Source organism: Gemmatimonadales bacterium (genome assembly GCA_036279355.1).
GTDB lineage: Bacteria > Gemmatimonadota > Gemmatimonadetes > Gemmatimonadales > GWC2-71-9 > DASQPE01.
In genome coordinates this window covers 1-20,148 of sequence record DASUJH010000004.1, presented here as the reverse complement: position 1 = coordinate 20,148, position 20,148 = coordinate 1, and the positions used below count along the sequence as shown (strand labels likewise).

Here is a 20,148-nt window from a genome sequence, read left to right as displayed (position 1 = left end):
AGCGAAGGACGCCGGAGCGAAGGACGCCGCCATGCCGCTCGTGAGCGGCGGGCTCGGCACCATTCTCGTGGCGGCCGCGGCGGTCGGCGCGTTGCTCGCATGGCTGCTCCGGGAGCGGCACTATCCCGGTCCCCGGCTGGTGGGCGGCAAGCCCCGCATCGATCGCGAGGCGCTGGAGCGCGCGGAGCAGGAGGTGCGCGCCGCCGCGCCGCCGCCCGACGCGGCCTGAGCGCGCGCGTCCCCGCGCCGCCGCACTCTGACTCAGACGAACGAGACGGTCGACAAGAACACGCCCCGGAGGCACCGTGACCACCGCCACCCTTTCTTCCGCGCGCCCCCATGCCAACGATCGCTTCTTCTACGGGGCGATGGCCGTCGCGGCTGCGGCGCTGGTGTTCGCGGGCTTCTCCCGCAGCTTCTACCTCGCGCCCTACTTCAACCGTCCAGTGCCGACCGGGCTGCGGCTGGTGCACGGCCTGGTTTTTTCCTCCTGGATCCTCCTCTTCCTGGTCCAGACCGCGCTCATCGCGACCCGGCGCGTTGCGATCCATCGGCGGCTCGGCGTGGCGGGTGCGGTGATCGCTCTGCTCATGGTGATCCTCGGGACGGTAACCGCCATCGGCGCGGCGCGGGCGGGGCATGGACCGCCGGGCATCCCGCCGCTCACCTTCCTCGCGATTCCCCTGTTCGACATGGCGGTGTTCGCGCCGCTCGTGGCGGCGGCAATTTATCTCCGGCGCAGCCCGCAGGCGCACAAGCGGCTCATGCTGCTCGCCACGGTGAGTCTGCTCGCGGCGGCGGCGGCGCGCCTCCCGACGGATCTGATGAAGGCGGGACCCCTCTTCTACTTCGGCGTGGCCGATCTCTTCATCCTGGTCGCGGTGCTGTACGACCTGGCGACCCGGCACAAGGTGCACCCGGCGTACGTCTGGGGTGGGCTGCTGATCCTCGTGTCGCAACCGCTGCGGCTCGCGGTGAGCGGCACCGAGGCGTGGCAAGCGTTCGCGCGCATGCTTATCGGCTGACGCGGACGGCGGGCGCGGTGCGGGGGCAGCCCCGGTCTGCGCCCGCGGGTGGTCAGCTTATCTCGGCGAAGATGCGGGAGAGGTCCAGCGAAAGCGGCACCGCCATGCCGCGCGGGTGCCATGTAAGCTCATCGCGATGTGGCGTGAACCGGCCGCCGTCCTGCGCGGAGACTTCGACGACGAGCCCCTTCGGATCCACGATCCAGACCTCGTCGACGCCAGCGGCGAGGTAGGCGTCCACCTTGTAGTCGCGATCGTAGATGCGCGATTGCGGGCTCAGCACCTCCACCGCAAGCCACCACTCGGCTATTTCGGTCCACGTGCTCCGAATGGGATATGACGCCGGGAAGACCAGCAGGTCGGGCTCGAGGTGCAAGCTCGGTTGGATCTCGATCTCGCCGGGGCTCGCGGCGCGAGCCACGCCTTCGTGCTCGAGATACACGGCGATGCTCGTCAGCAGGCGCGCCAGTACGATCTGATGCAGCGGCGCCGGTGCCGGCGTCACGAGCAGCACTCCCCCGACCAACTCGTAGCGGTTGCCGTCGTCGGGGAGGGCGCGGACCATGTCCACGGTGAACGTGGGGAGCGGCCACGGCATGGCCATAATCTGGGGCCTCGGCTGGGGACGGTGCAACTCGGCATCCGCCAGCATGTCAGCGGCCGGCATCGGGACGTGTACCGAACCGCCGCAGTTCGGATCGGATTCTGCCACGCGCGTCATTCGCGCCTGAGAAAGTCCCGCGTCACCTCCGCCACCGATGCGCATCCACTCAGCCCGAATGTCAGATCGAGATCCGCCAGAAAATTGAGCAGCACCTCGCGCACGCCCTGCTCGCCCGCGGCCGCGAGACCCCACGCGTACGGCCGCCCGAGCAGCACGGCGCTCGCGCCGAGCGCCAGCGCCTTGAACGCGTCGGCGCCACGGCGGATGCCGCTGTCGAGCAACACCGGCACCCGTCCCGCCACGCGCTCGGCCACGCGCGGCAGCGCGTCGAGGCTCGCGACGGCCCCGTCCACCTGCCGGCCGCCGTGGTTCGACACGATGAGCCCGTCCACCCCCGCGTCGAGCGCGCGCGCCGCGTCGTCCGCGCGCAGGATGCCCTTGAGCACGATCGGCAGCCGGGTGTGGCGCCGGAGAAATGGAAGATCGTTCCAGGTGAGTGCCGCGTTGCCGAACGTCTCGACGAAGCGCCGCACGGCCGGCTCGATGTCCTCCTCGGGCGGCCGCGCGAGGCGTGAGCGAAACACCGGATCGCTCAGATAGTTTGCCATCCCCTCGCCGAACACGACGGGCGAGTACGCGAGGCCAAGGTCGCGCTCGCGCCAGCTCAGGATGGGACAATCGACGGTGACCACGATGGCGGAGTATCCTGCCCGCTCGGCGCGGCCCAGAAAGCTTGCGGCGACCTCGGCGTCCGCGCTCCAGTAGAACTGGAACCAGCGCGGCGCGTCCGCCATCGCATCGGCCACCTGCTCGAGCGGGCGGGATGCCGCGCTGCTCAGGATCATCGGGACTCGGACCGAAGCCGCGGCGCGCGCCGTCGCCAGCTCGGCGTCTGCGTGGAAAATGCCCTGCATCCCGATCGGGGCCAGCAGCACCGGCGCGGGAAGCACCGTGCCGAGAAGCGGCGTGCGCCAGTCGCGGCCGGAGAGATCGCGCAGGACGCGCGGCTCGATCCGCCAGCGCCGGAACGCCTCGAGATTCGCCCGCATCGTATCCTCGGCGCCGGCGCCTCCCGAGAGATACGCGAAGGCCTGCGGCGTGAGCGCCTCGCGCGCCCGCGCCTCCAGCGCCTCGCACGACACCGGCACGCACGAGCCGCGCTGGTACACTTCGAGCTGGCGCGCGACGCTGAACGAGATTGACCGGTCGACCGCTGGGGTGGGCTGCATGGGATGAGAAGCTACCCGCCGGTGCGGTCCTGGCAACACGGCGGCACCACACGCGTGGCGCGTACTGGACAAAGTACGTCAGGCCGCACACTTTGACGGCCGACTCTCACTCCTTCCACTTCCGCGGATTCCGATGCCCGACCAGACCTGGAGCCGGCGCTCCTTCGTGCGCGGGATGGCCGGCGCGATCGCGGCGCCGTGGCTTGCCGCCGCGCTCGCGCCGGCGCTCATGCTCGGAGAGAGCAACGGGGCGACCGACGGGCTCGGCCGGCACCCCGCCGGAACGATCCTCACCCCCGCCGAGCGGCGCGACCTCGATGCGTTCGCGGCCCAGATCATTCCCACGGACGGTCTGCCGGGCGCCCGCGAGGCGAACGTCGTCGAGTTCATTGACCGTGCGCTCGGCTCGTTCGCCGATGACCAGCGCCCGATGTTCACGCAGGGCCTGGCCGACCTCGCCTCCCGCGCCCGGACGCGTTCGCCCGGCGCCCAGGGCTTTGCCGATCTCGACGACGCGGCGCAGATCGCAGTGATGCGGGAGCTCGAATCGGAAAAGTCGGAGTTTTTCGAGGCGGCGCGGGCTGCCACGATCGCCGGATTGCTGGCGGACCCGGCCTACGGCGGCAACGCGAACAAGATCGGCTGGCGGCTCATCGGCTTCGAGGATCGGTACGCCTGGCAGCCGCCGTTCGGCTGGTACGACGACGACGCAAACGCGCATGACGCATCCGGCGCACGGTAACGGGCCCGGCGGCGCACGCCGCGCGCGAGCGCCGGCGGGGCCGCGCTATTCGGCGCGCGAGTCGGTGGACTTCGTGGTGGTCGGCGCGGGCGCGGCGGGCGGCGTCGTGGCGCGGGAGCTTTCGCGCGCCGGGTTCCGCGTCGTGGTGCTGGAGCAGGGCCCCTACCTGCACGAGGCCGACTTCACCCACGACGAGCTTGCCGTGCAGTCGCTCAACGCCCTCACCAACGATCCTAGGCTTCAACCCAATACCTACCGCACGTCGGAAGCCGAAGAGGCCAAGCCGAAGTACGTCGTGCGGTACGGGCGGCTGGTCGGCGGCGGCTCGGTGCATTTCACGGCCAACTTCTGGCGCTTCCACGAAATCGACTTTCTCGAGGGGAGCCGCACCGGGCGCGTCGCGGGCAGCGACCTCGCCGACTGGCCGATCACCTACGCCGAGCTGGAGCCCTACTACACGCGCGCCGAATGGGAGCTCGGCGTGTCGGGCCAGGCCGGCGCGAGCCCGTTCGACCCGCCGCGGAGCCGCCCGTATCCGCTCCCACCGCTTCCGATCAAGCCGTCGGGCGTGCTCACCGAACGCGCCGCGCGGAAACTCGGCTGGCACGCCTACCCCGCGCCGGTCGCGATCCTCTCGGAGCCGTATCGCGGGCGCCCCGCCTGCATTCAGTGCGGCAAGTGCGAGTTCTACGGTTGCGAGGTGCGGGCCAAGTCGAGTACGCTCGCCGCGATGATCCCCGACGCGGAGCGCACCGGCCGCTGCGAGATCCGCCCCCACAGCTACGTGCGGAAGATCGAAATCGATCGCCGCGGCCGCGCCATCGGCGTCAAGTACTTCGATGCCGCTCGCCGCGAGGTCTTCCAGCGCGCCCGCGCCGTGGTCGTCTCGGCCAACGGCGCCGAAACGCCGCGGCTCCTGCTCATGTCACGCGCGAAGGGTTTTCCGGACGGGCTCGCGAACGGAAGCGGAGTGGTGGGCCGCCATCTCATGTTCAACGGCGGCGCGTTCGTCGGCGGCCTGTTCGAGCACGAAATCAACGGATACCGCGGCATGGTCGTCACCCGCGTGATCCACGATCTCTACGAGCTCGATCCTGCGCTGGGCCTGGCCGGCGGCGGCGGCTTCGACTTCCGCTTCGACATGGGCCCGATCGACTTCGCCCTCGGCGGGATGCCGGACGACGCGCCGACCTGGGGCGCCGAGTACAAGCAGCTCTTGCGCCGGATGTACACCCGATCGATCTACGTGCTGGCGCACACCACCCAGCTTCCGGCACCCACCAACTCGATCTCGCTCGACCCCGCGCTCAAGGATGCGTGGGGCCTGCCCGCCATCCGGGTCACGTTCAGCGAGCACCCCAACGACGTGCGGCTTTACTCGTACTTCCGCGACCGCGCGCACGAGCTGCTCGACGCCGCCGGCGCGGTGCGGCGGTGGGATTTTCCGCTCGACACCTACTATCCGGCCGTGCACCTGCTCGGCACCTGCCGCATGGGCGACGATCCCGCCACGTCGGTGGTGGACCGCTATCACCGCACCCACGAGGTGCCGAACCTGTTTCTGGTGGATGGGAGCAGCTTCGTGACGTCGGGGCGGGGTCAGCCGACGCTGACGATTCAGGCGCTCGCCTTCCGTGCCTCGGAGCATATGGCCAGGATGGCGCGGCGCGGCGAGCTGGGCTGACGCGGAAGGCTCGGTGCCCGCCGGCGCCGTTGCGGGAGACTACTCGATCGCGAGCTGCCGGCCGAACTGGTCGAGCAGCTCGTCGTCGTATCGGTCGGCCAGCTCGGCCACCTGCGCGATGAGCACGCGCAGCTCGCTCTCGTCGAGCTCCGCCGCGAACCGGCCGGCGCCGAGCCACACCCGGCCGTGGGGATCGAGCGAGAACGACGCGAAATTGCCGAGCTGGTGGTTGAGCTCGAGCAGGTGCCGGAGCAGCGGCTCCGCGTCCTCCGCCGGCACGCGCAGAATGGGAAAGGTGACGTGGACGACGGGATCGGCGTCGGCCTCGTCCTCGCTCGCGATGAGCGCGATGTAGCCGGTGACGGAGCCGCGAAAGATCGCCCACGCGTCCTGGTCCAGCTCGGATACGCGGGAGTCACCGCCCAGCGCGTCAATTGCCGCCGGGATCGCATGCCGCAGTGCTTCGATGTCCATGCGTCAGACGTCCAGATTGCTCACGTACTTCGCGTTCCGCTCGATGAACTGCCGCCGCGGCTCGACCTCATCGCCCATCAACTCGTCGAAGAGCTTCGAGGCCTCGACCGCATCCTCCATCGTGACCCGGAGGATGGTGCGCGTGGCCGGATCCATCGTGGTCTTCCAGAGCTGGCCCGGGTTCATCTCGCCGAGGCCCTTGTAGCGCTGGATATTGACGCTCCCGCGCCCGTCGCCGTTGGCGAGCCGCTTGGAGTAGTCCTCCCGCTCGGCCTCGGTGTAGGCGTAGAACTCCTCCTTGCCCTTGGCCACCCGGAAGAGCGGCGGCTGCGCGATGTACACGTAGCCGGCCTCGATCAGCTCCTGCATCTGCCGGAAGAAGAACGTGAGCAGCAGCGTCCGGATGTGGGCGCCGTCCACGTCGGCGTCGGTCATCAGGATGATCTTGTGGTAGCGCGCGTCATCGAGCGTGAAATCCTCCCGGACGCCCGTGCCGATCGCGGTGATGATGGCGCGGATTTCCTCGTTGCTCAGGATCTTGTCGATCCGGGCCTTCTCCACGTTGAGAATCTTGCCCCGGAGCGGCAGGATGGCCTGGAACTGCCGGTCGCGGCCCTGCTTGGCGCTGCCGCCGGCGGAGTCGCCCTCGACCAGGTACAGCTCGGTCATGGTCGGGTCTTCGATCGAGCAGTCGGCCAGCTTGCCCGGAAGCACGGCGTTCTCGAGGCCGCTCTTCTTGCGCACGAGGTCGCGCGCCTTTCGGGCCGCCTCGCGCGCACGGGCGGCGCTCACCGCCTTCTCGATGATGGCGCGGGCCACCGGCGGATGCTCCTCGAGCCAGGCGCCGAGATACTCGTTCACCACCTGCTTCACGATTCCTTCGACCTCGGAGTTGCCCAGCTTGGTCTTGGTCTGCCCCTCGAACTGGGGCTCCCGCACCTTCACGTGAAGCACGCAGGTGAGCCCCTCGCGGATGTCCTCGCCCGAGAGGCTGAACCCTTCCTTCTTGAGGAAGTCGCGCCGCTTGGCCACATCGTTCATCGTGCGGGTGAGCGCCGCGCGGAAGCCGGTGAGGTGGGTGCCGCCCTCGTGGGTGTTGATGTTGTTGACGAAGGTGAAGGTGTTTTCGTTGTACCCGTCCTCGTACTGCAGGGCGAGATCGACGTCGACGTCGTCCTTCACCGCGCTGAACGCGATCGGCTTGGCGTGCACCGGCTTCTTGTTCCGGTTGAGCCACTCGACGAACTGGACCAGGCCGCCCTTGGCGAGGAAGGTCTCGCTCTTGGCGGGCGTGTCGCGCTCGTCCTTGAGCGTGATCGAGATGCCCTTGTTGAGGAACGCGAGCTGGCGCAGCCGGTCGGCCAGCGTCTGGTAGTGGAACTCCAGCACCGTGAAGATCTCGGTGTCGGGCTTGAAGCGGACCGTGGTGCCGGTGCCGCGCGCCTTGCCCAGCACGTTGAGCTTCTTCACCGTCTTGCCGCGCACGAACGCCATGTGGTGGCGGCTGCCGTCGCGGTCCACCAGCACCTCGAGCCGCTCGGAAAGCGCGTTCACCACCGACACGCCGACCCCGTGGAGGCCGCCCGACACCTTGTAGGTGTTCTTGTCGAACTTGCCGCCGGCATGCAGCACGGTGAGCGCAAGCTCGACGCCCGGAATCTTCTCGGTCGGGTGGACGTCCACCGGGATGCCGCGGCCGTTGTCGGCCACGGTGATCGAGTTGTCCGGGTGGATGGTGACGGAGATCGTGTCGCAGTAGCCGGCCAGCGCCTCGTCGATCGAGTTATCGACCACCTCGTAGACGAGATGGTGCAGGCCGGTCTCGCTGGTCGAGCCGATGTACATGCCCGGCCGCTTGCGGACCGCGTCGAGGCCCTTGAGGACCGTGATCGCCTGCGCGTCGTACTGCGCGCCGGCGTCCCCGTTGCCGTTGCCGTGTGTCTCTCGCTCTCGTGCCATGGCGTCCTTTGTCGCTTAAGGCTGGCGCCGGTCCAGCGGACCGGGCACCCAGCGGATTTCTTTCACCCGTCCCGAGCGGCCCTGGTTGAGCCGCGCCAGGATGCGCGGGGCCATGAGGCCCAATTCGGTGGCCCAGGGCGCGCTCGCCACGTGAACCCGGAGCACGCCGTCGGGCGTGATGTACTGCGGCGCCGTGACGGCCGCGATCTGCGGGCCCACCAGCGCGGCCCACTCCTCGAGAATGGCGGCCTGCTGCACCCGCTTGGTGAGCCCGGCCCGCTGCAGGAAGCTGGCGAGCGCCTCCGCGAGCACGGTTGGTTGGCGATCGTCCTTCACTCGACCACGCTCCGCGCCGCCATTCCCGCCGAAGTCGCGCCGTCCGCCGCTACACGGCTCGAACCGGATCGGCCCGAAACCGTCCCCGCCGAAATGCTCCAGAGCTCGAGCTCCATGCCCGGCGGCAGCTCGTCGCGCCGGGGCGCCGTCACGAACACCTGCCGCTCGCCGCCCAGACCCAGTCGCCGTGCCAGGCGCTCCTGGCGCTCGCGGTCCAGCTCGGCGAATACATCGTCGAGCAGCAGCGCGGGCTCGGTGCCGTGCGCACGAGCCAAGGTGTCGGCCTCGAGCAGTTTGAGCGCAATGGCCGCGGTGCGCTGCTGGCCGGTCGAGCCGACATCGCGCAACGGCCGGCCGCCCACCTCCAGCACCAGGTCATCGCGCTGCGGGCCCACGGTCGTGGCGCCTCGCGCCCCATCCCGCGGCTCCGCGGCCGCGAGCGCCGGCGCCCACGCGGCGGGGTCAGCCAGATCCGCGCAGCCTCGGTAGCCGATCGACACCTGCTCCCGCTCGCCGAGGCACGCGAGCTCGGCCGGAAATCGGGCCGCGGCGCCCGCGGTCCACGCCAACCTGCGTTCCGTCACGACCGCTCCCGCGTCGCTCAGCACCCGGTCGAATGCCCGCGCCAGATTGGGGCGGCCCTGCCGGAGGGCGCCGTTCCGCTGCGCGAGCGCCGCCCGATAGCGGCCGAGCGCGGTGAGATACCGCGGGTCCGCCAGCGAGAGCACCCGGTCGAGATAGCGGCGCCGCTCCGCCGCCGGTCCGCCCGCGAGCCCCACGTCCACCGGCAGGAAGGCGACAGCGAGGCAGGAGCCTATGGCCCTTGCCACCCGGCGAATTTCTTCGCCGCCGATCGCGATGCGCTTTCGCCGCGGACCCGCCGAGTAGGTGGCCGTTACGACGCGGTCCGCCGCGCGCACCTCGACATGAAATCCGGGACCGCCAAACCCACCCACGTCGGCGTCGGTGGCGCCGCGGAATGAGCGGAAGAGCACGGGGTAGTAGAGCGCTTCCAGGAGGTTGGTCTTGCCCTGCCCGTTGGCGCCGAGGATCGCCACCCCTGCCGCCGGAAGGTCGCGGTCGAGGTCGGCGAGGTTCCGAAAACCCCGTGCAACCAGGCCTTGGAGCCTCACGTGAGCCCTCGTTTCGCAACCCCGAAAAATAGCCGATATAGGGAAAGAAATGCAGGGTCGTTAGCTTGTTCGGAGAGCCCTTTCATGCCCGATCCCTACCTCTTTGCACTCGCCCTGGGTGGCGCGGGCCTCGGCGCCATGGCGCTGCTCGGCGCGCATGGGCACGCGCCCGGCGCGCACGGCCACATCGGCGCGGACGGCCATGCGGCCGGCGGTGACGGCGCCGGGCACGGTGGCGCCGGCCATGGCGGCGCGGAGCACGCGGCCGCCGGCCATGGCACCACCCAAGGCAGCGGGGAAGCCCACGCCCCGCAGTGGCTCATGCTGCTCTCGCCCCGCGTCGCCTTCAGCGCGCTGATCGGATTCGGTGCCGTGGGGCTGGCACTCCGCGGTCTGCTCGGCGGACCGCTGCTGTTCCTCGCCGCGGTCGCGGGCGGCATCGCGTTCGAGGCGCTCCTTGTCCGGCCGCTCTGGGGGCTGCTGCTCCGCTTTGCCTCACAGCCTGCGCTCACCTTGGAGCACGGCATCATGGATGAGGCCCAGGCGGTGACCGGCTTCAGTCCTGACGGCGACGGGCTGGTGCGACTCGTGGTCGACGGTCAGGTGGTGCAGTTGCTCGGCAGCCTTGCCCCGGAGGACCGCGCCGCGGGCGTCCGGGTGCGGGCCGGCGACCGGCTCACGGTCGAGGCGGTGGACGCCTCCCGCCAGCGCTGCACCGTGTCGCGCCTCGGCCCCGCATGACGCATAGCGCGTAGCGCCGCGCGAAGCCCCGCAGCGTCTTTCCTTCTCGGAGCGTTTCCCATGGAACTCCTCGGCCCAGTGCTTCTCATCGCCATCGTCGTCCTCGGCGTCGTCGTGGTGCTTCCGCTCATTGTGAGCAGCATCCTGCGCAACGTGGAAGCCGGCACCATCCGTCTCGTGAGCTGGCTTCACGGGCACACGGTCATCTACCGCGGGCCCGGGAAGTCGAAGGAGATCCCGCTGCTCACGACCGGCACGACAATCTCGAGCAAGGTCATCAACATCGACCTCGACATCACCGACCAGACCGCGGACCTGGATGCAAGCGGCACCCCGCGTCCGATCAAGGTGCGCGTGCTCGCGAGCGCGATCGTCTCGGTGGGCGACACCGACGAGCTGATCAAGACCGCGGCCAACCGCTTCTTCTCCAAGCCGGACGGCGATCAGGTGAACACGCTCACCGACCTGCTCTCGAGCTCGGGCCGCCGCGCCATCAACCTGCTCACGCACGACCAGCTCTTCTCCGCCAAGACGGCGCCGGTGCGCGCGCTCCCATCGGGCGAGGGCGCGGCACCGGGTACCGCGCTCGCGCCGGCGCCGCCGCCGGGGCCGCCCGCACCCATCGGGAGCGTTGAGGACGATGACGATCCGCTTGCCGTGATCATCCGCAAGGCGTGCTCGCGCGAGCTCACCGATCTCGGCCTCATCTTCAACTCGCTCAACATCAAGGCGGTGCAGAGCGAGGTGGCCGAGGCGCGGCGGCGTCAGAGCGCCGCGGAGGCGCAGGCTAACGCCGAGATCGTTTCGGCGCAGCAGGCCCGGCGCTCGAAGGAGGCGCAACTCGACGCCGAGCGCGCCATCTCCGACAAGCAGCGCGAGCTGGAGCAGACCAAGGCCTCGAACGCGGCGCTCGTCGCGGCGGCCGAGGCGAAGAAGCAGGACGCGCTGGCGGTGCAGCGCGCCTCGGAGCTGGATGCGACGCAGATCGCGCAGGCCAAGGCCGACGCCGAGCGGGTACGGATCGAGGCGCAGGCTGCGGCGGAGGCGGAGGCGATCCGGATCACGACGGTGGCGACGGCGCAGGCTGAAAGCATCCGAAAGGTGAACGAGGCGATCCGGGAGGGCGGGGAATCGTACTTCCGTTACCGGCAGATCGAGATGCTGCCGCAGATCGCGCCCGTCATCGCGGAGGCGCTGGCGGAGGCGAAGCTCGTCACGATCGCGGGCGACGGTGGCGCGCCCGAGGCGACGACCCAGCAGATCAGCGGGGTGATCCAGACGGTGCTGGCGGCGCAGCTCGTGGCCAAGAGCGGGATGCTCGATCCCGTGGCGCCCCAACCTGTATCGCCGAGGCCGGTGACGCGGGGCGACGGGGCGAAGCAGGGGTAGCGCCGCCCCGCCGCCCCGCGCGCTACTTCCCCTCGAACCGAGGCGCCCGCTTCTCCAGAAACGCCGACGTGCCCTCGCGCATGTCGGCGGTCCCTGAGAGCAGGCCGAACAGGTTCGCTTCGAAGCGCAGCGCGTCGTCGAGCGGGAGGTCGAGCCCCGCGTCCACCGCCTCGAGCACGGCGCGCAGCGCCAGTGGCCCCTGGGCGAGGATCGTGCGCATCAGCGCTTCGCTCTCCGCCATCAGCCGGTCCGCCGGCACCACGCGGTTTACCAGCCCGATGCGCCATGCCTCCTGTGCGCCGATCATGTCCCCCGTGAGCAAGAGCTCGAGCGCGCGCCCCCGTCCCACGAGCCTCGGCAGCCGCACCGTCCCGCCGTAGCCGGGCGCGAGCCCGAGCTTGACTTCGGGCTGCCCGAACTTTGCCGTCTCGCTCGCCACGCGCAGGTGGCACGCCATCGCAAGCTCGCACCCACCGCCCAGCGCGAACCCGTTCACCGCCGCGATCACCGGTTTGCCGCACCGCTCCAGGCGCCGCATCATGCGTTGGCCCGCCTGCGCGCGCGCCTTGCCTTCCATTGGCCCCTGCTGTGCCAGCTCCGCGATGTCCGCACCGGCCACGAATGCCTTGCCGCCGGCGCCGGTGAGGATCACTCCACCCACCGCGGCGTCGCTCTCGATGTGACTCACCGCATCGTCCAGCTCGGCGATGACGCTTGCGTTGAGCGCGTTCAACTTGTCGGGGCGATTGATCGTGACTCGGGCGATCCCGCCGGCCACCTCGTAGAGCAACGCCGTGAATGTCATGCCGGAAGCTAACGCGCGACGAGAACCCGCAAAACGCCCCGCGTGCGCTGCCAGCCGTTGCACCCGACGCATCATGCGCCCAGCGAGGCGCCTCGTGGTATGTGCCTTGCCCCACGCGAGGCCGCTCGTGCTGGCGTTCCGCGTACCGCGCGATTCCACGCACAGTTGCCTCGCCGCCCTGGCGCGCGAGGTGTGGGATCGGGCGACGGCCGGATTGATCCGCGCCGTGGTACCGTCGCATGGCATTCACCCGAACCCGGAGCCTCTCATGAAGTCCGCGCGCGCACTCTCCGCTCTCCTGCTGGCCTCGCTGCTCGCGACCGTCGTGAGCTGCTCCTCCGGGAACGGGCCGACGGCCCCGACCGAGCCTGCCGCTCCATCCAACCTGCTCGGCAGCGCCGGCGGCGGCCTGCTGGGCACCGGCATCGGCGCCGGCCTGCTCGCGTGCAAGCCGCTGCCGTATGCCTACACCGAGCAGACGATCGGTCCGGCGGGCGGCACGATCGACGTCGGTCCGCACGCGCTCACGATTCCGGCCGGCGCGCTGACCGCCCCGGTGCTGATCACGGCGGAGGCGCCGGTGAGCACCGTGAACTCCGTCAAGTTCGGGCCCGAGGGGCTGCACTTCGCCGGCGGTCATCCGGCGCGCCTCACGATGAGCTACGCCAACTGCCCGCTCCTCGGCCAGCTGCTGCCGAAGCGGATCGCGTACACCAGCGACCTGCTCCGGATCCTCTCGTATCTGATCTCGGCGGACGATCTCCTCACCCACCACGTTAGCGCCGATGTGGAGCACTTCTCGCGCTACGCGGTCGCGTGGTGATCCTCCGGCCTTTCCGTTGACCGTCCGATGAACCCGCAACCGGTTCCCCCGCCCGCCCGCAATGCACCGCGGGCGGGCGGCTCCGTTGCCGCCGACGTGCTCCGCCAGGCGCGCGACCGGGAGCATTATGGCGCCCTGACGGAGGCGGCGGCGGGATACGATGCCGCAGCGGCGCTCGCACGGCGCGAGGGCAACCTGGCGATCGTCTCGGAAGCCATGCGCTGCCGCGCCGTGGTGCACCACCACGCGAACGAGCGAGCCGAAGCGCTCCGCCTCTGTCGCGCGAGCCACGAGGTTGCGCGGCAGCTCGGCGACGACCTCCTGAGCGCCGAGGCGCTCAACGCACTCGGCGGCATGCAGCTCGAGGCCGGCGATGTCGACGCGGCGCACGAGAGCTTTCGCCAGGCATCGCGGCTCGCCGGCGCCCGCGCCGAGCTCTGCGCGCGCATCGAGCAGAACCTCGGCATCGTCGCCAACATTCGCGGCGACCTCGACGGGGCGCGGAGCCACTACGCTCGTGCGCTCGCCGCCCATCGCGCAGCCGGCGCCAACCGCGGGTGCGCCATCGTCGAGCACAATCTCGGCATGGTCTGCGCCGACCAGCGGCGCTGGCGCGAGGCGGCGGGACACTACGAGCGGAGCATGGCGCTCGCCCGCGCCCTGCCCGACCGTCACCTCGAGGGTCTCTGCCTGTTGAACGGCGCCGAGGCCCTCCTTGCGCTGGACCAGCCGGAAGAGGCGCAGCGACAAGCGGAGGGTGCGCTCCGGATCTTCGAGGAGCTCGGCACTCGGCTCGACATGGCGGATGCGTTCAAGGTGCTCGGCATGGTGCTGGCGAGCGCCGGGCGCGCCGCGGCGGCGGAGTGGCGGCTGCAATCGGCCATCGAGCTGGCGGCCAGCACCGGATCGCTCCTGAGCGAGGCCGAGGCCTCCCGCGAGCTTGCGGTGCTGTACCGCTCGATCGGCCGGCCGCGCCCTGCGCTCGCGCTGCTCACCTCGGCGCACAGCCTCTTTTCGCGAGTGGGCGCCCGCGGTGACCTGGCGGACCTGCGTGCCACGCTGGGCGAGCTGGAGGACGCCTACCTTGCCGCCGTGCTTGCCGATCCGTCGCTCACGTCCGACGGCGACGGCGGCCCCGGCCATGGCGCGCGGGTCGCGGCGTACGCGCTGCGCGTGGCCGACGCGCTCGGCCTCGACGCCACCGACCGCGCGACGCTCCGCATCGGCGCGCACCTGCACCATGTGGGGCTCGAATGTCTCGCGGGGCTCGACTGTCCCTGGCCGATCGCGCCGATCGTCCGCTCGCACCGCGAGAAGTACGACGGCAGCGGCTATCCCGACGGTCTCGCCGGCGATGCGATTCCGCTGCACGCGCAGATGGTCTGCATCGCCGACGTGTACGACGCACTCACCAGCGAGCGGAGCTGCCGCACGGCGCTCGCCCCGCGCGACGCGGTCGCGCGCATGCGCGAGGTGGCGCACTGGTGGCGGCCCGACGTGCTCGCCGCGTTCCTCCGCTGCGTCGCGGATCGGCCGGAACTAGCCGCGTAGCGCTGGATTCGCGCTATCTTGATTCTCGCCATGACGTCCATCCGCCCCATCGCGTGGACCGCCGCGCGCGGCATCCGCCTGCTCGACCAGACCCGCCTTCCGACCGAGGAGCGCTACCTCGAGCTCACCTCAGTGATGGATGTGGCCGAGGCCATCCGCATGCTCCGCGTCCGCGGGGCGCCGCTCATCGGCATCGCGGCGGCGATGGGAGTGGTGCAGGCGCTCGACGAGCGGAAGATCGCCCGAAGCGACGCGCTCGCCCGCGTGGACGAGGCGTGCCGTACGCTGGCCGCCACGCGACCCACCGCGGTGAACCTGCGTTGGGCGCTCGACCGGACGCAGCGCCGGGCGCACGCTACGCCGGGCGACGGCGCGGCAATTCGGGCCTCGCTCATCGACGAGGCGCAGGCGATCTGGGACGAGGACCGCGCGATGTGCGACCGCATCGGGCAGCTCGGTCTGCCGCTCGTGCCCGACGGCGCCACCGTGTGCACGGTCTGCAACGCCGGCGCGCTTGCGACCGGCGGCATCGGCACCGCGCTCGCGCCCATCTACGCGGCACACGCGGCCGGGCGCTCGGTGCGCGTCATCGTTCCGGAAACCCGGCCGCTGCTCCAGGGGAGCCGGCTCACCGCGTGGGAGCTGTCGCGCGCCGGGGTTCCGTGCACCGTCGTCACCGACAACATGGTGGCGAGCCGGCTGAGGCGCGGGGACGTCGCCTGCGCCATCGTGGGCGCGGACCGGATCGCGGCCAACGGCGACGTGGCGAACAAGATCGGCACCTACGCGCTGGCGCTCGCCGCGCGGGCGCACGGGGTGCCGCTCTACGTGGCGGCGCCGAGCTCGACGGTGGACCTCGCCACGCCCGACGGCGCGAACATTCCGATCGAGGAGCGCGCGGCCGACGAGGTGACGTGCTGGGGTGCCCGGCCGACGGCACCGAGCGGCGTGTCGGTGTGGAACCCGGCATTCGACGTGACGCCGGCCGAGCTGGTGGCGGGAATCATTACCGATCGGGGACTGCTGGCGCCGGGCGCAATTGCCGAGGTTGCGCACACGACGCCGGCGTAGCGGACGGCACGCCGGTCGCGAGATGCCTTCCATCCTCGCCCTCGACCAGGGCACCACCGGTTCCACCGCGCTCGTCGTGCACCAGGACGGGACGGTCCTCGGCCGCGGCTACCGCGAATTCCCTCAGCACTACCCTGAGCCGGGCTGGGTGGAGCACGATCCCGATGACCTCGTCCGCTCCTCGCTCGAGGCGATGCGCGAGGCGATGGACCAGGCCCGCGCCCGCGGCGAGCGGCCCGCCGGACTCGGCATCACCAACCAGCGCGAAACCGTGGTGCTCTGGGATCGCCGCAGCCTCCGACCCGTCGCACCCGCGATCGTCTGGCAGGACCGCCGCACCACCGGGCGCTGCCGCGAGCTGCGGGATTCGGGCGCCGAGACGCTGCTGCGCGAGCGCACCGGGCTCGTGGCCGATCCCTATTTCTCCGCCACCAAGCTCGAGTGGCTTTTGAGAGACGCGTCGCTCCGCCGCCGCGCCGAGCGGGGCGAGCTGGCGGGGGGCACGGTCGAGAGCTGGCTCGTGGCGCGGCTCACGGGCGGGCGCGCCCACGTCACCGACCACACCAACGCCTCGCGCACCCTGCTCTACGGGCTCGCCGCGCGCGAGTGGGACCCCGAGCTGCTCCGCCTCTTCGGCGTGCCGCGCGAGCTGTTGCCCAGCATCGTGCGGTCGGCCGGCGTCGTCGGTGAGACGGAGCCCGAGCATCTCGGCGCGGCGCTCCCGATCGCGGGCTTGGCCGGCGACCAGCAGGCTGCGCTCTACGGCCAGGGCTGCTGCACCGAGGGGCTCGCGAAGAACACCTACGGCACCGGCGCCTTCCTGCTGGTCTATCGCGGCGCCGAGCTGCCGATTCCGGGCGCCGGAATCCTCGCGACGGCAGCGTGCGGACCGCGCGGCGAGCCGGCGTACGCGCTCGAGGGGAGCGTCTTCATAGCGGGCGCCGCGGTGCAGTGGCTGCGCGACGGCCTCGGCCTCATCGCCCACGCGGCCGACACCGAAGCGCTTGCCCGGAGCGTCGAGGACACCGGCGGCGTCACCTTCGTGCCGGCGTTCGTCGGCCTCGGCACGCCCCACTGGGAGCCGGCGGCACGCGGCACCATCACCGGCCTCACCCGCGGCACCACCCGCGCCCACCTCGCGCGCGCGGCGCTCGAGGCGATGGCATACAGCAGCGCCGACCTGCTCCGCGCAATGGCGGCCGACGGGTCCGGAGATGCGCCGCTCGACGTTCCGGCGCTCAGGGTGGACGGCGGCGCCTCCGCCAACAACTGGCTGATGCAGTTTCAGGCGGACGTGCTGGGCCTGCCCGCCGAGCGTCCCGATCTCATCGAGACAACGGCGCTCGGCGCGGCCGGGCTCGCCGGCGTCGCGCTCGGCATCTGGGAGTCGGTGGATCAGTTCGAGGCAGGCCGGCGGTTCACCCGCTTCGAGCCCCGGATTACAGACGCCGAGCGGGCATCGCGCCTCAGCGCCTGGGAGCGCGCGGTCGGGGCCGCGCTCGCATGGGCGCGCGGCTGAGGGGTGAGGCCCCCGGGGCTCCGCTCTCTATATATTGGGTTACCGTGCTTGCACCGGAGCGCTTCATGAAGGCTGGGCACAAGTTTCTCCTCGGCGCGCTGCTCATCGTGGGCAGCGTCGGGTTTCTCATTACGGAAGGGGTAAAGGAAACCGGCACCTACTTCCTCACGCCCACCGAGCTCGCGGCCAAGACCCAGGCCGACCCCACCTTCGTCGAAAACGTGGGCTTCAAAGTCGGCGCCAAGGTGGTGCCCGGCTCGGTCCGCCGCGACGAGGCGAGCCGCACCATCGACTTCAAGGTGTCGGATGGGGTGAAGACCTACGCCGTCACCTATCACGGCCTGGTGCCCGACACCTTCACCGACGCCGACGACATCGACGTCGTGGTGGAGGGCCGGCTCGGACGGGACGGCGTCATCCGCGCCACCGACGTCCTCGCCAAGTGCGGCTCGCGCTACGAGGCCAAGTTCGCCACCAGGAAGGCATGACCCTCCTCGGAAACTTCGCGCTCTGGACGGCGCTGCTGGTGGCACTTTGGTGCGCCGGCATCGCGTTCTCCGGCCGCTGGCGCGACCGGCCCGAGCTGGCCCGCGCGGTCACCCGCTCGGTGTATGCCGTGCTCCTCTGCCTGCTCGTGGCCTCGGTATCGCTCTGGAAGGGGCTCATCAGCCACGACTTCAACATCGAGTACGTGGCGTCGTACACCTCGCGCAACCTGCCGCCGTACTACATCGTCTCCGCGTTCTGGGCAGGGCAGAAGGGCTCGCTGCTCTTCTGGGCCGTGGTGCTCTCGATCTTCGCGAGCGCCGCGCAGTTCCTCACCTCGCGCCGCTACGCGGACCTGCTGCCGTACGTGGCCGGGGTCACCTCGTCGGTGGTGGCGTTCTTCGTGAGCGTGATGATCTTCGCGGCCAATCCGTTCGCGCGGCTCGCGTTCACGCCGGCGGACGGCCGCGGGCTCAACCCGCAGCTCCAGAACGTCGGCATGGTGATCCACCCGCCGATGCTCTACCTCGGCTACATCAGCATCACCATTCCGTTCGCCTTTGCCGTGGCCGCGCTGCTCTCGCGGCGGCTCGACACCGGCTGGCTGCACGCGATCCGCAAGTGGACGCTCGTCTCCTGGCTCTTTCTCTCGATCGGCATCACCCTCGGCATGTGGTGGGCGTACGTCGAGCTGGGCTGGGGCGGCTACTGGGCCTGGGACCCGGTGGAGAACGCGAGCCTGCTGCCGTGGCTCACCATGACGGCGTTCCTCCACTCCGTGATGATCCAGGAAAAGCGCGGCATGCTGAAGCGCTGGAACCTGGGGCTCATCATCGGGACGTTCCTGCTCAGCGTGTTCGGCACCTTCATCACGCGTTCCGGCGTGATCTCGAGCGTGCACAGCTTCACCCAGTCGAACGTGGGGTACTTCTTCCTCGCGTTCCTGGTGGCGGCCGCGGTCCTCTCGTTCACGCTGCTCTACACCCGCTGGCCCCTGCTCGAGGCCGAGGTCCAGCTCGACTCGGTGGTGAGCCGCGAGGCGGCGTTCCTGTTCAACAACCTGCTGCTCGTGGGCATCGCGTTCTCGGTGCTCTGGGGGACGCTCTTCCCGATCCTCTCGGAGGCGGTGCGCGGCACCAAGATCACGGTCGGGGCGCCCTTCTTCAATCGGGTGAACGTGCCGCTCGGGCTGCTGCTGCTGGCGCTCACGGGCGTCGGGCCGCTCATCGCCTGGCGCAAGGCGTCGCTCAATAACCTGAGGCGCCAGTTCGTCGCGCCCGGACTCGCCGGCCTCGCGACGCTCGCGGCGTTCCTCGCCGCCGGGATGCGCGATCCGTATCCGCTCATCGCGCTCGCACTCGCCGGTTTCGTGGCGGGCACGGTGGTGCAGGAGTTCTGGCGCGGCGTGCGCGCGCGGGTGCGCATCCACGCGGAGGCGGCGCCGGTGGCGCTCGTCCGGCTCATCGGGCGCAACCGCCGGCGGTACGGCGGGTACATCGTGCACGTCGGCATACTCATTTATTTCGTCGCCTTTGCGGGCATGGCGTTCAAGCAGGAGCGCGAAGCGACGCTCAAGCCGGGGCAGTCGGTCGACGTCCGGAGCCCGTTCGGCTACACCTACCGGTTCACCCACATGGGTGTCTCGCAGTACGAGGCGCTCAATCGGGTGGTGAGCGCCGCCACGGTCGAGGTCTCGCGGGACGGGAAGCGCATCGGGCTCATCACCTCGGAAAAGCGGCAGTACGTGGACGGCCTCAAGCGGCCCACCTTCGAGCCCTCCACCGAGGTCGGCATCCGGAGCGGCTTGAGGGAGGACCTTTACGTCGTGTTCGCCGGGTCGGTGAACGGCAGCGAAGAGGCCGTGTACCGGTTCAACGTGAATCCGCTGGTCTGGTGGGTATGGTTCGGCGGATTCGTGCTGGCGTTCGGCGGCATCGTGACCATGTGGCCGGGCGGCGGACCGACGATCCAGGCGCGGCCTCGGCGTGCGCCGGTGCAGGCGGGCTACGAGGTGGCATTGGCAGGGGAGGCACGGTGAACCGCCGGCGATTCCTTCAGGCGGGCGCGGCACGGATCGGGGCCGGTGCGCTCGGCCTTTCCGCGGCTGCTGGCGCGGCAGCCGGCATGGCACCGCTGGAGCGGCTCCTCGGCCAGCAGCCGGGGCAGGAGCCGCTCGCGGGCCAAGGAGCCAACGGCAGCCTGCGCGATCCGGATGCCGCTGGCCGACCGCTCAGCGCCACCACCGCCGCCGACAACGACGAAGCGATCAAGCAAATCGAGCAGCACCTGCACTGCACCTGCGGCTGCAATCTCGACATCTACACCTGCCGGACCACCGACTTTTCGTGCAGCTACTCGCCCGAGCTGCACAAGGAAGTGGTGGCACTCTACGACAGCGGCAAGACGGCGCAGCAGATCGTCGATGCCTTCGTCGCCAAGTACGGCGAGAAGGTGCTCATGGCGCCGCCGGCCGAGGGGTTCAACCTGGCCGGGTATCTGGTGCCGGGGGCGCTCATC

Annotated in this window: 20 protein-coding genes; 13 read left to right on the top strand and 7 right to left on the bottom strand. The window is 70.6% G+C overall.

The features are described from left to right. Positions 1-31: 31 nt before the first annotated feature. Together VFW66_00855 and VFW66_00850 are read left to right on the top strand one after the other, a co-directional pair. Positions 32-229 carry a hypothetical protein gene (locus tag VFW66_00855; GenBank protein HEX5385227.1) on the top strand — a complete coding sequence of 66 codons (198 nt, stop codon included), beginning with the start codon at positions 32-34 and terminating at the stop codon, positions 227-229. A gap of 76 nt (positions 230-305) precedes the next feature. Further along, on the top strand, positions 306-1,025 hold the full coding sequence (locus tag VFW66_00850; protein ID HEX5385226.1) for a hypothetical protein: 720 nt from the start codon (positions 306-308) through the stop codon (positions 1,023-1,025). A 52-nt stretch (positions 1,026-1,077) separates the two neighbouring features. On the opposite strand, the gene VFW66_00845 is transcribed toward VFW66_00850, so the two are convergent. Together VFW66_00845 and VFW66_00840 are read right to left on the bottom strand one after the other, a co-directional pair. After that, on the bottom strand, positions 1,078-1,692 hold the full coding sequence (locus tag VFW66_00845; protein ID HEX5385225.1) for a Uma2 family endonuclease: 615 nt from the start codon (positions 1,690-1,692) through the stop codon (positions 1,078-1,080). 50 nt (positions 1,693-1,742) lie between these two features. Further along, entirely contained in the window at positions 1,743-2,918 is a 1,176-nt protein-coding gene (locus VFW66_00840) for an alpha-hydroxy-acid oxidizing protein (GenBank protein HEX5385224.1), read from the bottom strand. Positions 2,919-3,051: 133 nt separating this feature from the next. Here VFW66_00840 and VFW66_00835 point away from each other — a divergent pair, with 133 nt between their 5' ends. After that, positions 3,052-3,660, top strand: a complete 609-nt coding sequence (locus VFW66_00835; GenBank protein ID HEX5385223.1) for a gluconate 2-dehydrogenase subunit 3 family protein — start codon at positions 3,052-3,054, stop codon at positions 3,658-3,660. Beyond that, positions 3,638-5,344 carry a GMC family oxidoreductase gene (locus tag VFW66_00830; GenBank protein HEX5385222.1) on the top strand — a complete coding sequence of 569 codons (1,707 nt, stop codon included), beginning with the start codon at positions 3,638-3,640 and terminating at the stop codon, positions 5,342-5,344. Before VFW66_00835 ends, VFW66_00830 begins: the two co-directional genes overlap by 23 nt. Before the next feature lie 39 nt (positions 5,345-5,383). Here the strand turns inward: VFW66_00830 and VFW66_00825 are convergent, their stop codons facing one another. From VFW66_00825 to recF, 4 genes are read right to left on the bottom strand one after another with little or no spacing between them, the layout of a single operon-like run. After that, positions 5,384-5,818: a YbjN domain-containing protein gene (locus VFW66_00825; GenBank protein ID HEX5385221.1), complete on the bottom strand. Its 435-nt coding sequence runs from the start codon at positions 5,816-5,818 to the stop codon at positions 5,384-5,386. Between the two features lie 3 nt (positions 5,819-5,821). Next, positions 5,822-7,777: a DNA topoisomerase (ATP-hydrolyzing) subunit B gene (gene gyrB, locus VFW66_00820; GenBank protein ID HEX5385220.1), complete on the bottom strand. Its 1,956-nt coding sequence runs from the start codon at positions 7,775-7,777 to the stop codon at positions 5,822-5,824. Positions 7,778-7,792: 15 nt separating this feature from the next. Then, entirely contained in the window at positions 7,793-8,113 is a 321-nt protein-coding gene (locus VFW66_00815) for a DUF721 domain-containing protein (GenBank protein ID HEX5385219.1), read from the bottom strand. After that, a complete protein-coding gene (gene recF, locus VFW66_00810) occupies positions 8,110-9,246 on the bottom strand; it encodes a DNA replication and repair protein RecF (GenBank protein HEX5385218.1) in 1,137 nt (378 codons plus the stop codon). Before recF ends, VFW66_00815 begins: the two co-directional genes overlap by 4 nt. An 84-nt stretch (positions 9,247-9,330) precedes the next feature. Here recF and VFW66_00805 point away from each other — a divergent pair, with 84 nt between their 5' ends. Both VFW66_00805 and VFW66_00800 read left to right on the top strand, forming a co-directional pair. Next, positions 9,331-9,987, top strand: coding sequence for a hypothetical protein (locus tag VFW66_00805; protein ID HEX5385217.1), 657 nt, complete (start codon positions 9,331-9,333; stop codon positions 9,985-9,987). 60 nt (positions 9,988-10,047) lie between these two features. Further along, positions 10,048-11,376 carry a hypothetical protein gene (locus tag VFW66_00800; protein HEX5385216.1) on the top strand — a complete coding sequence of 443 codons (1,329 nt, stop codon included), beginning with the start codon at positions 10,048-10,050 and terminating at the stop codon, positions 11,374-11,376. 22 nt (positions 11,377-11,398) lie between these two features. Here VFW66_00800 and VFW66_00795 read toward each other — a convergent pair whose 3' ends face one another. Further along, entirely contained in the window at positions 11,399-12,181 is a 783-nt protein-coding gene (locus VFW66_00795) for an enoyl-CoA hydratase-related protein (GenBank protein HEX5385215.1), read from the bottom strand. Positions 12,182-12,449: 268 nt separating this feature from the next. Between VFW66_00795 and VFW66_00790 the strand changes: the two genes are divergently transcribed. The 7 genes from VFW66_00790 to VFW66_00760 all read left to right on the top strand — a co-directional run. Then, positions 12,450-13,004 (top strand): hypothetical protein, encoded by a 555-nt coding sequence (locus VFW66_00790; GenBank protein ID HEX5385214.1) that lies wholly within the window; start codon positions 12,450-12,452, stop codon positions 13,002-13,004. A 27-nt stretch (positions 13,005-13,031) separates the two neighbouring features. Further along, positions 13,032-14,555 carry a tetratricopeptide repeat protein gene (locus VFW66_00785; protein ID HEX5385213.1) on the top strand — a complete coding sequence of 508 codons (1,524 nt, stop codon included), beginning with the start codon at positions 13,032-13,034 and terminating at the stop codon, positions 14,553-14,555. 30 nt (positions 14,556-14,585) lie between these two features. Then, complete coding sequence (gene mtnA, locus VFW66_00780) at positions 14,586-15,626, top strand: S-methyl-5-thioribose-1-phosphate isomerase (GenBank protein ID HEX5385212.1); 1,041 nt, start codon at positions 14,586-14,588, stop codon at positions 15,624-15,626. A gap of 22 nt (positions 15,627-15,648) precedes the next feature. Beyond that, on the top strand, positions 15,649-17,145 hold the full coding sequence (glpK, locus tag VFW66_00775) for a glycerol kinase GlpK (GenBank protein ID HEX5385211.1): 1,497 nt from the start codon (positions 15,649-15,651) through the stop codon (positions 17,143-17,145). Positions 17,146-17,210: 65 nt separating this feature from the next. Beyond that, a complete protein-coding gene (locus tag VFW66_00770) occupies positions 17,211-17,633 on the top strand; it encodes a cytochrome c maturation protein CcmE (GenBank protein ID HEX5385210.1) in 423 nt (140 codons plus the stop codon). After that, positions 17,630-19,669 (top strand): heme lyase CcmF/NrfE family subunit, encoded by a 2,040-nt coding sequence (locus VFW66_00765; protein HEX5385209.1) that lies wholly within the window; start codon positions 17,630-17,632, stop codon positions 19,667-19,669. Before VFW66_00770 ends, VFW66_00765 begins: the two co-directional genes overlap by 4 nt. Then, on the top strand, positions 19,666-20,148 hold a 483-nt coding region (locus VFW66_00760), incomplete at its 3' end, for a cytochrome c-type biogenesis protein CcmH (GenBank protein ID HEX5385208.1). The genes VFW66_00765 and VFW66_00760, both read left to right, overlap by 4 nt.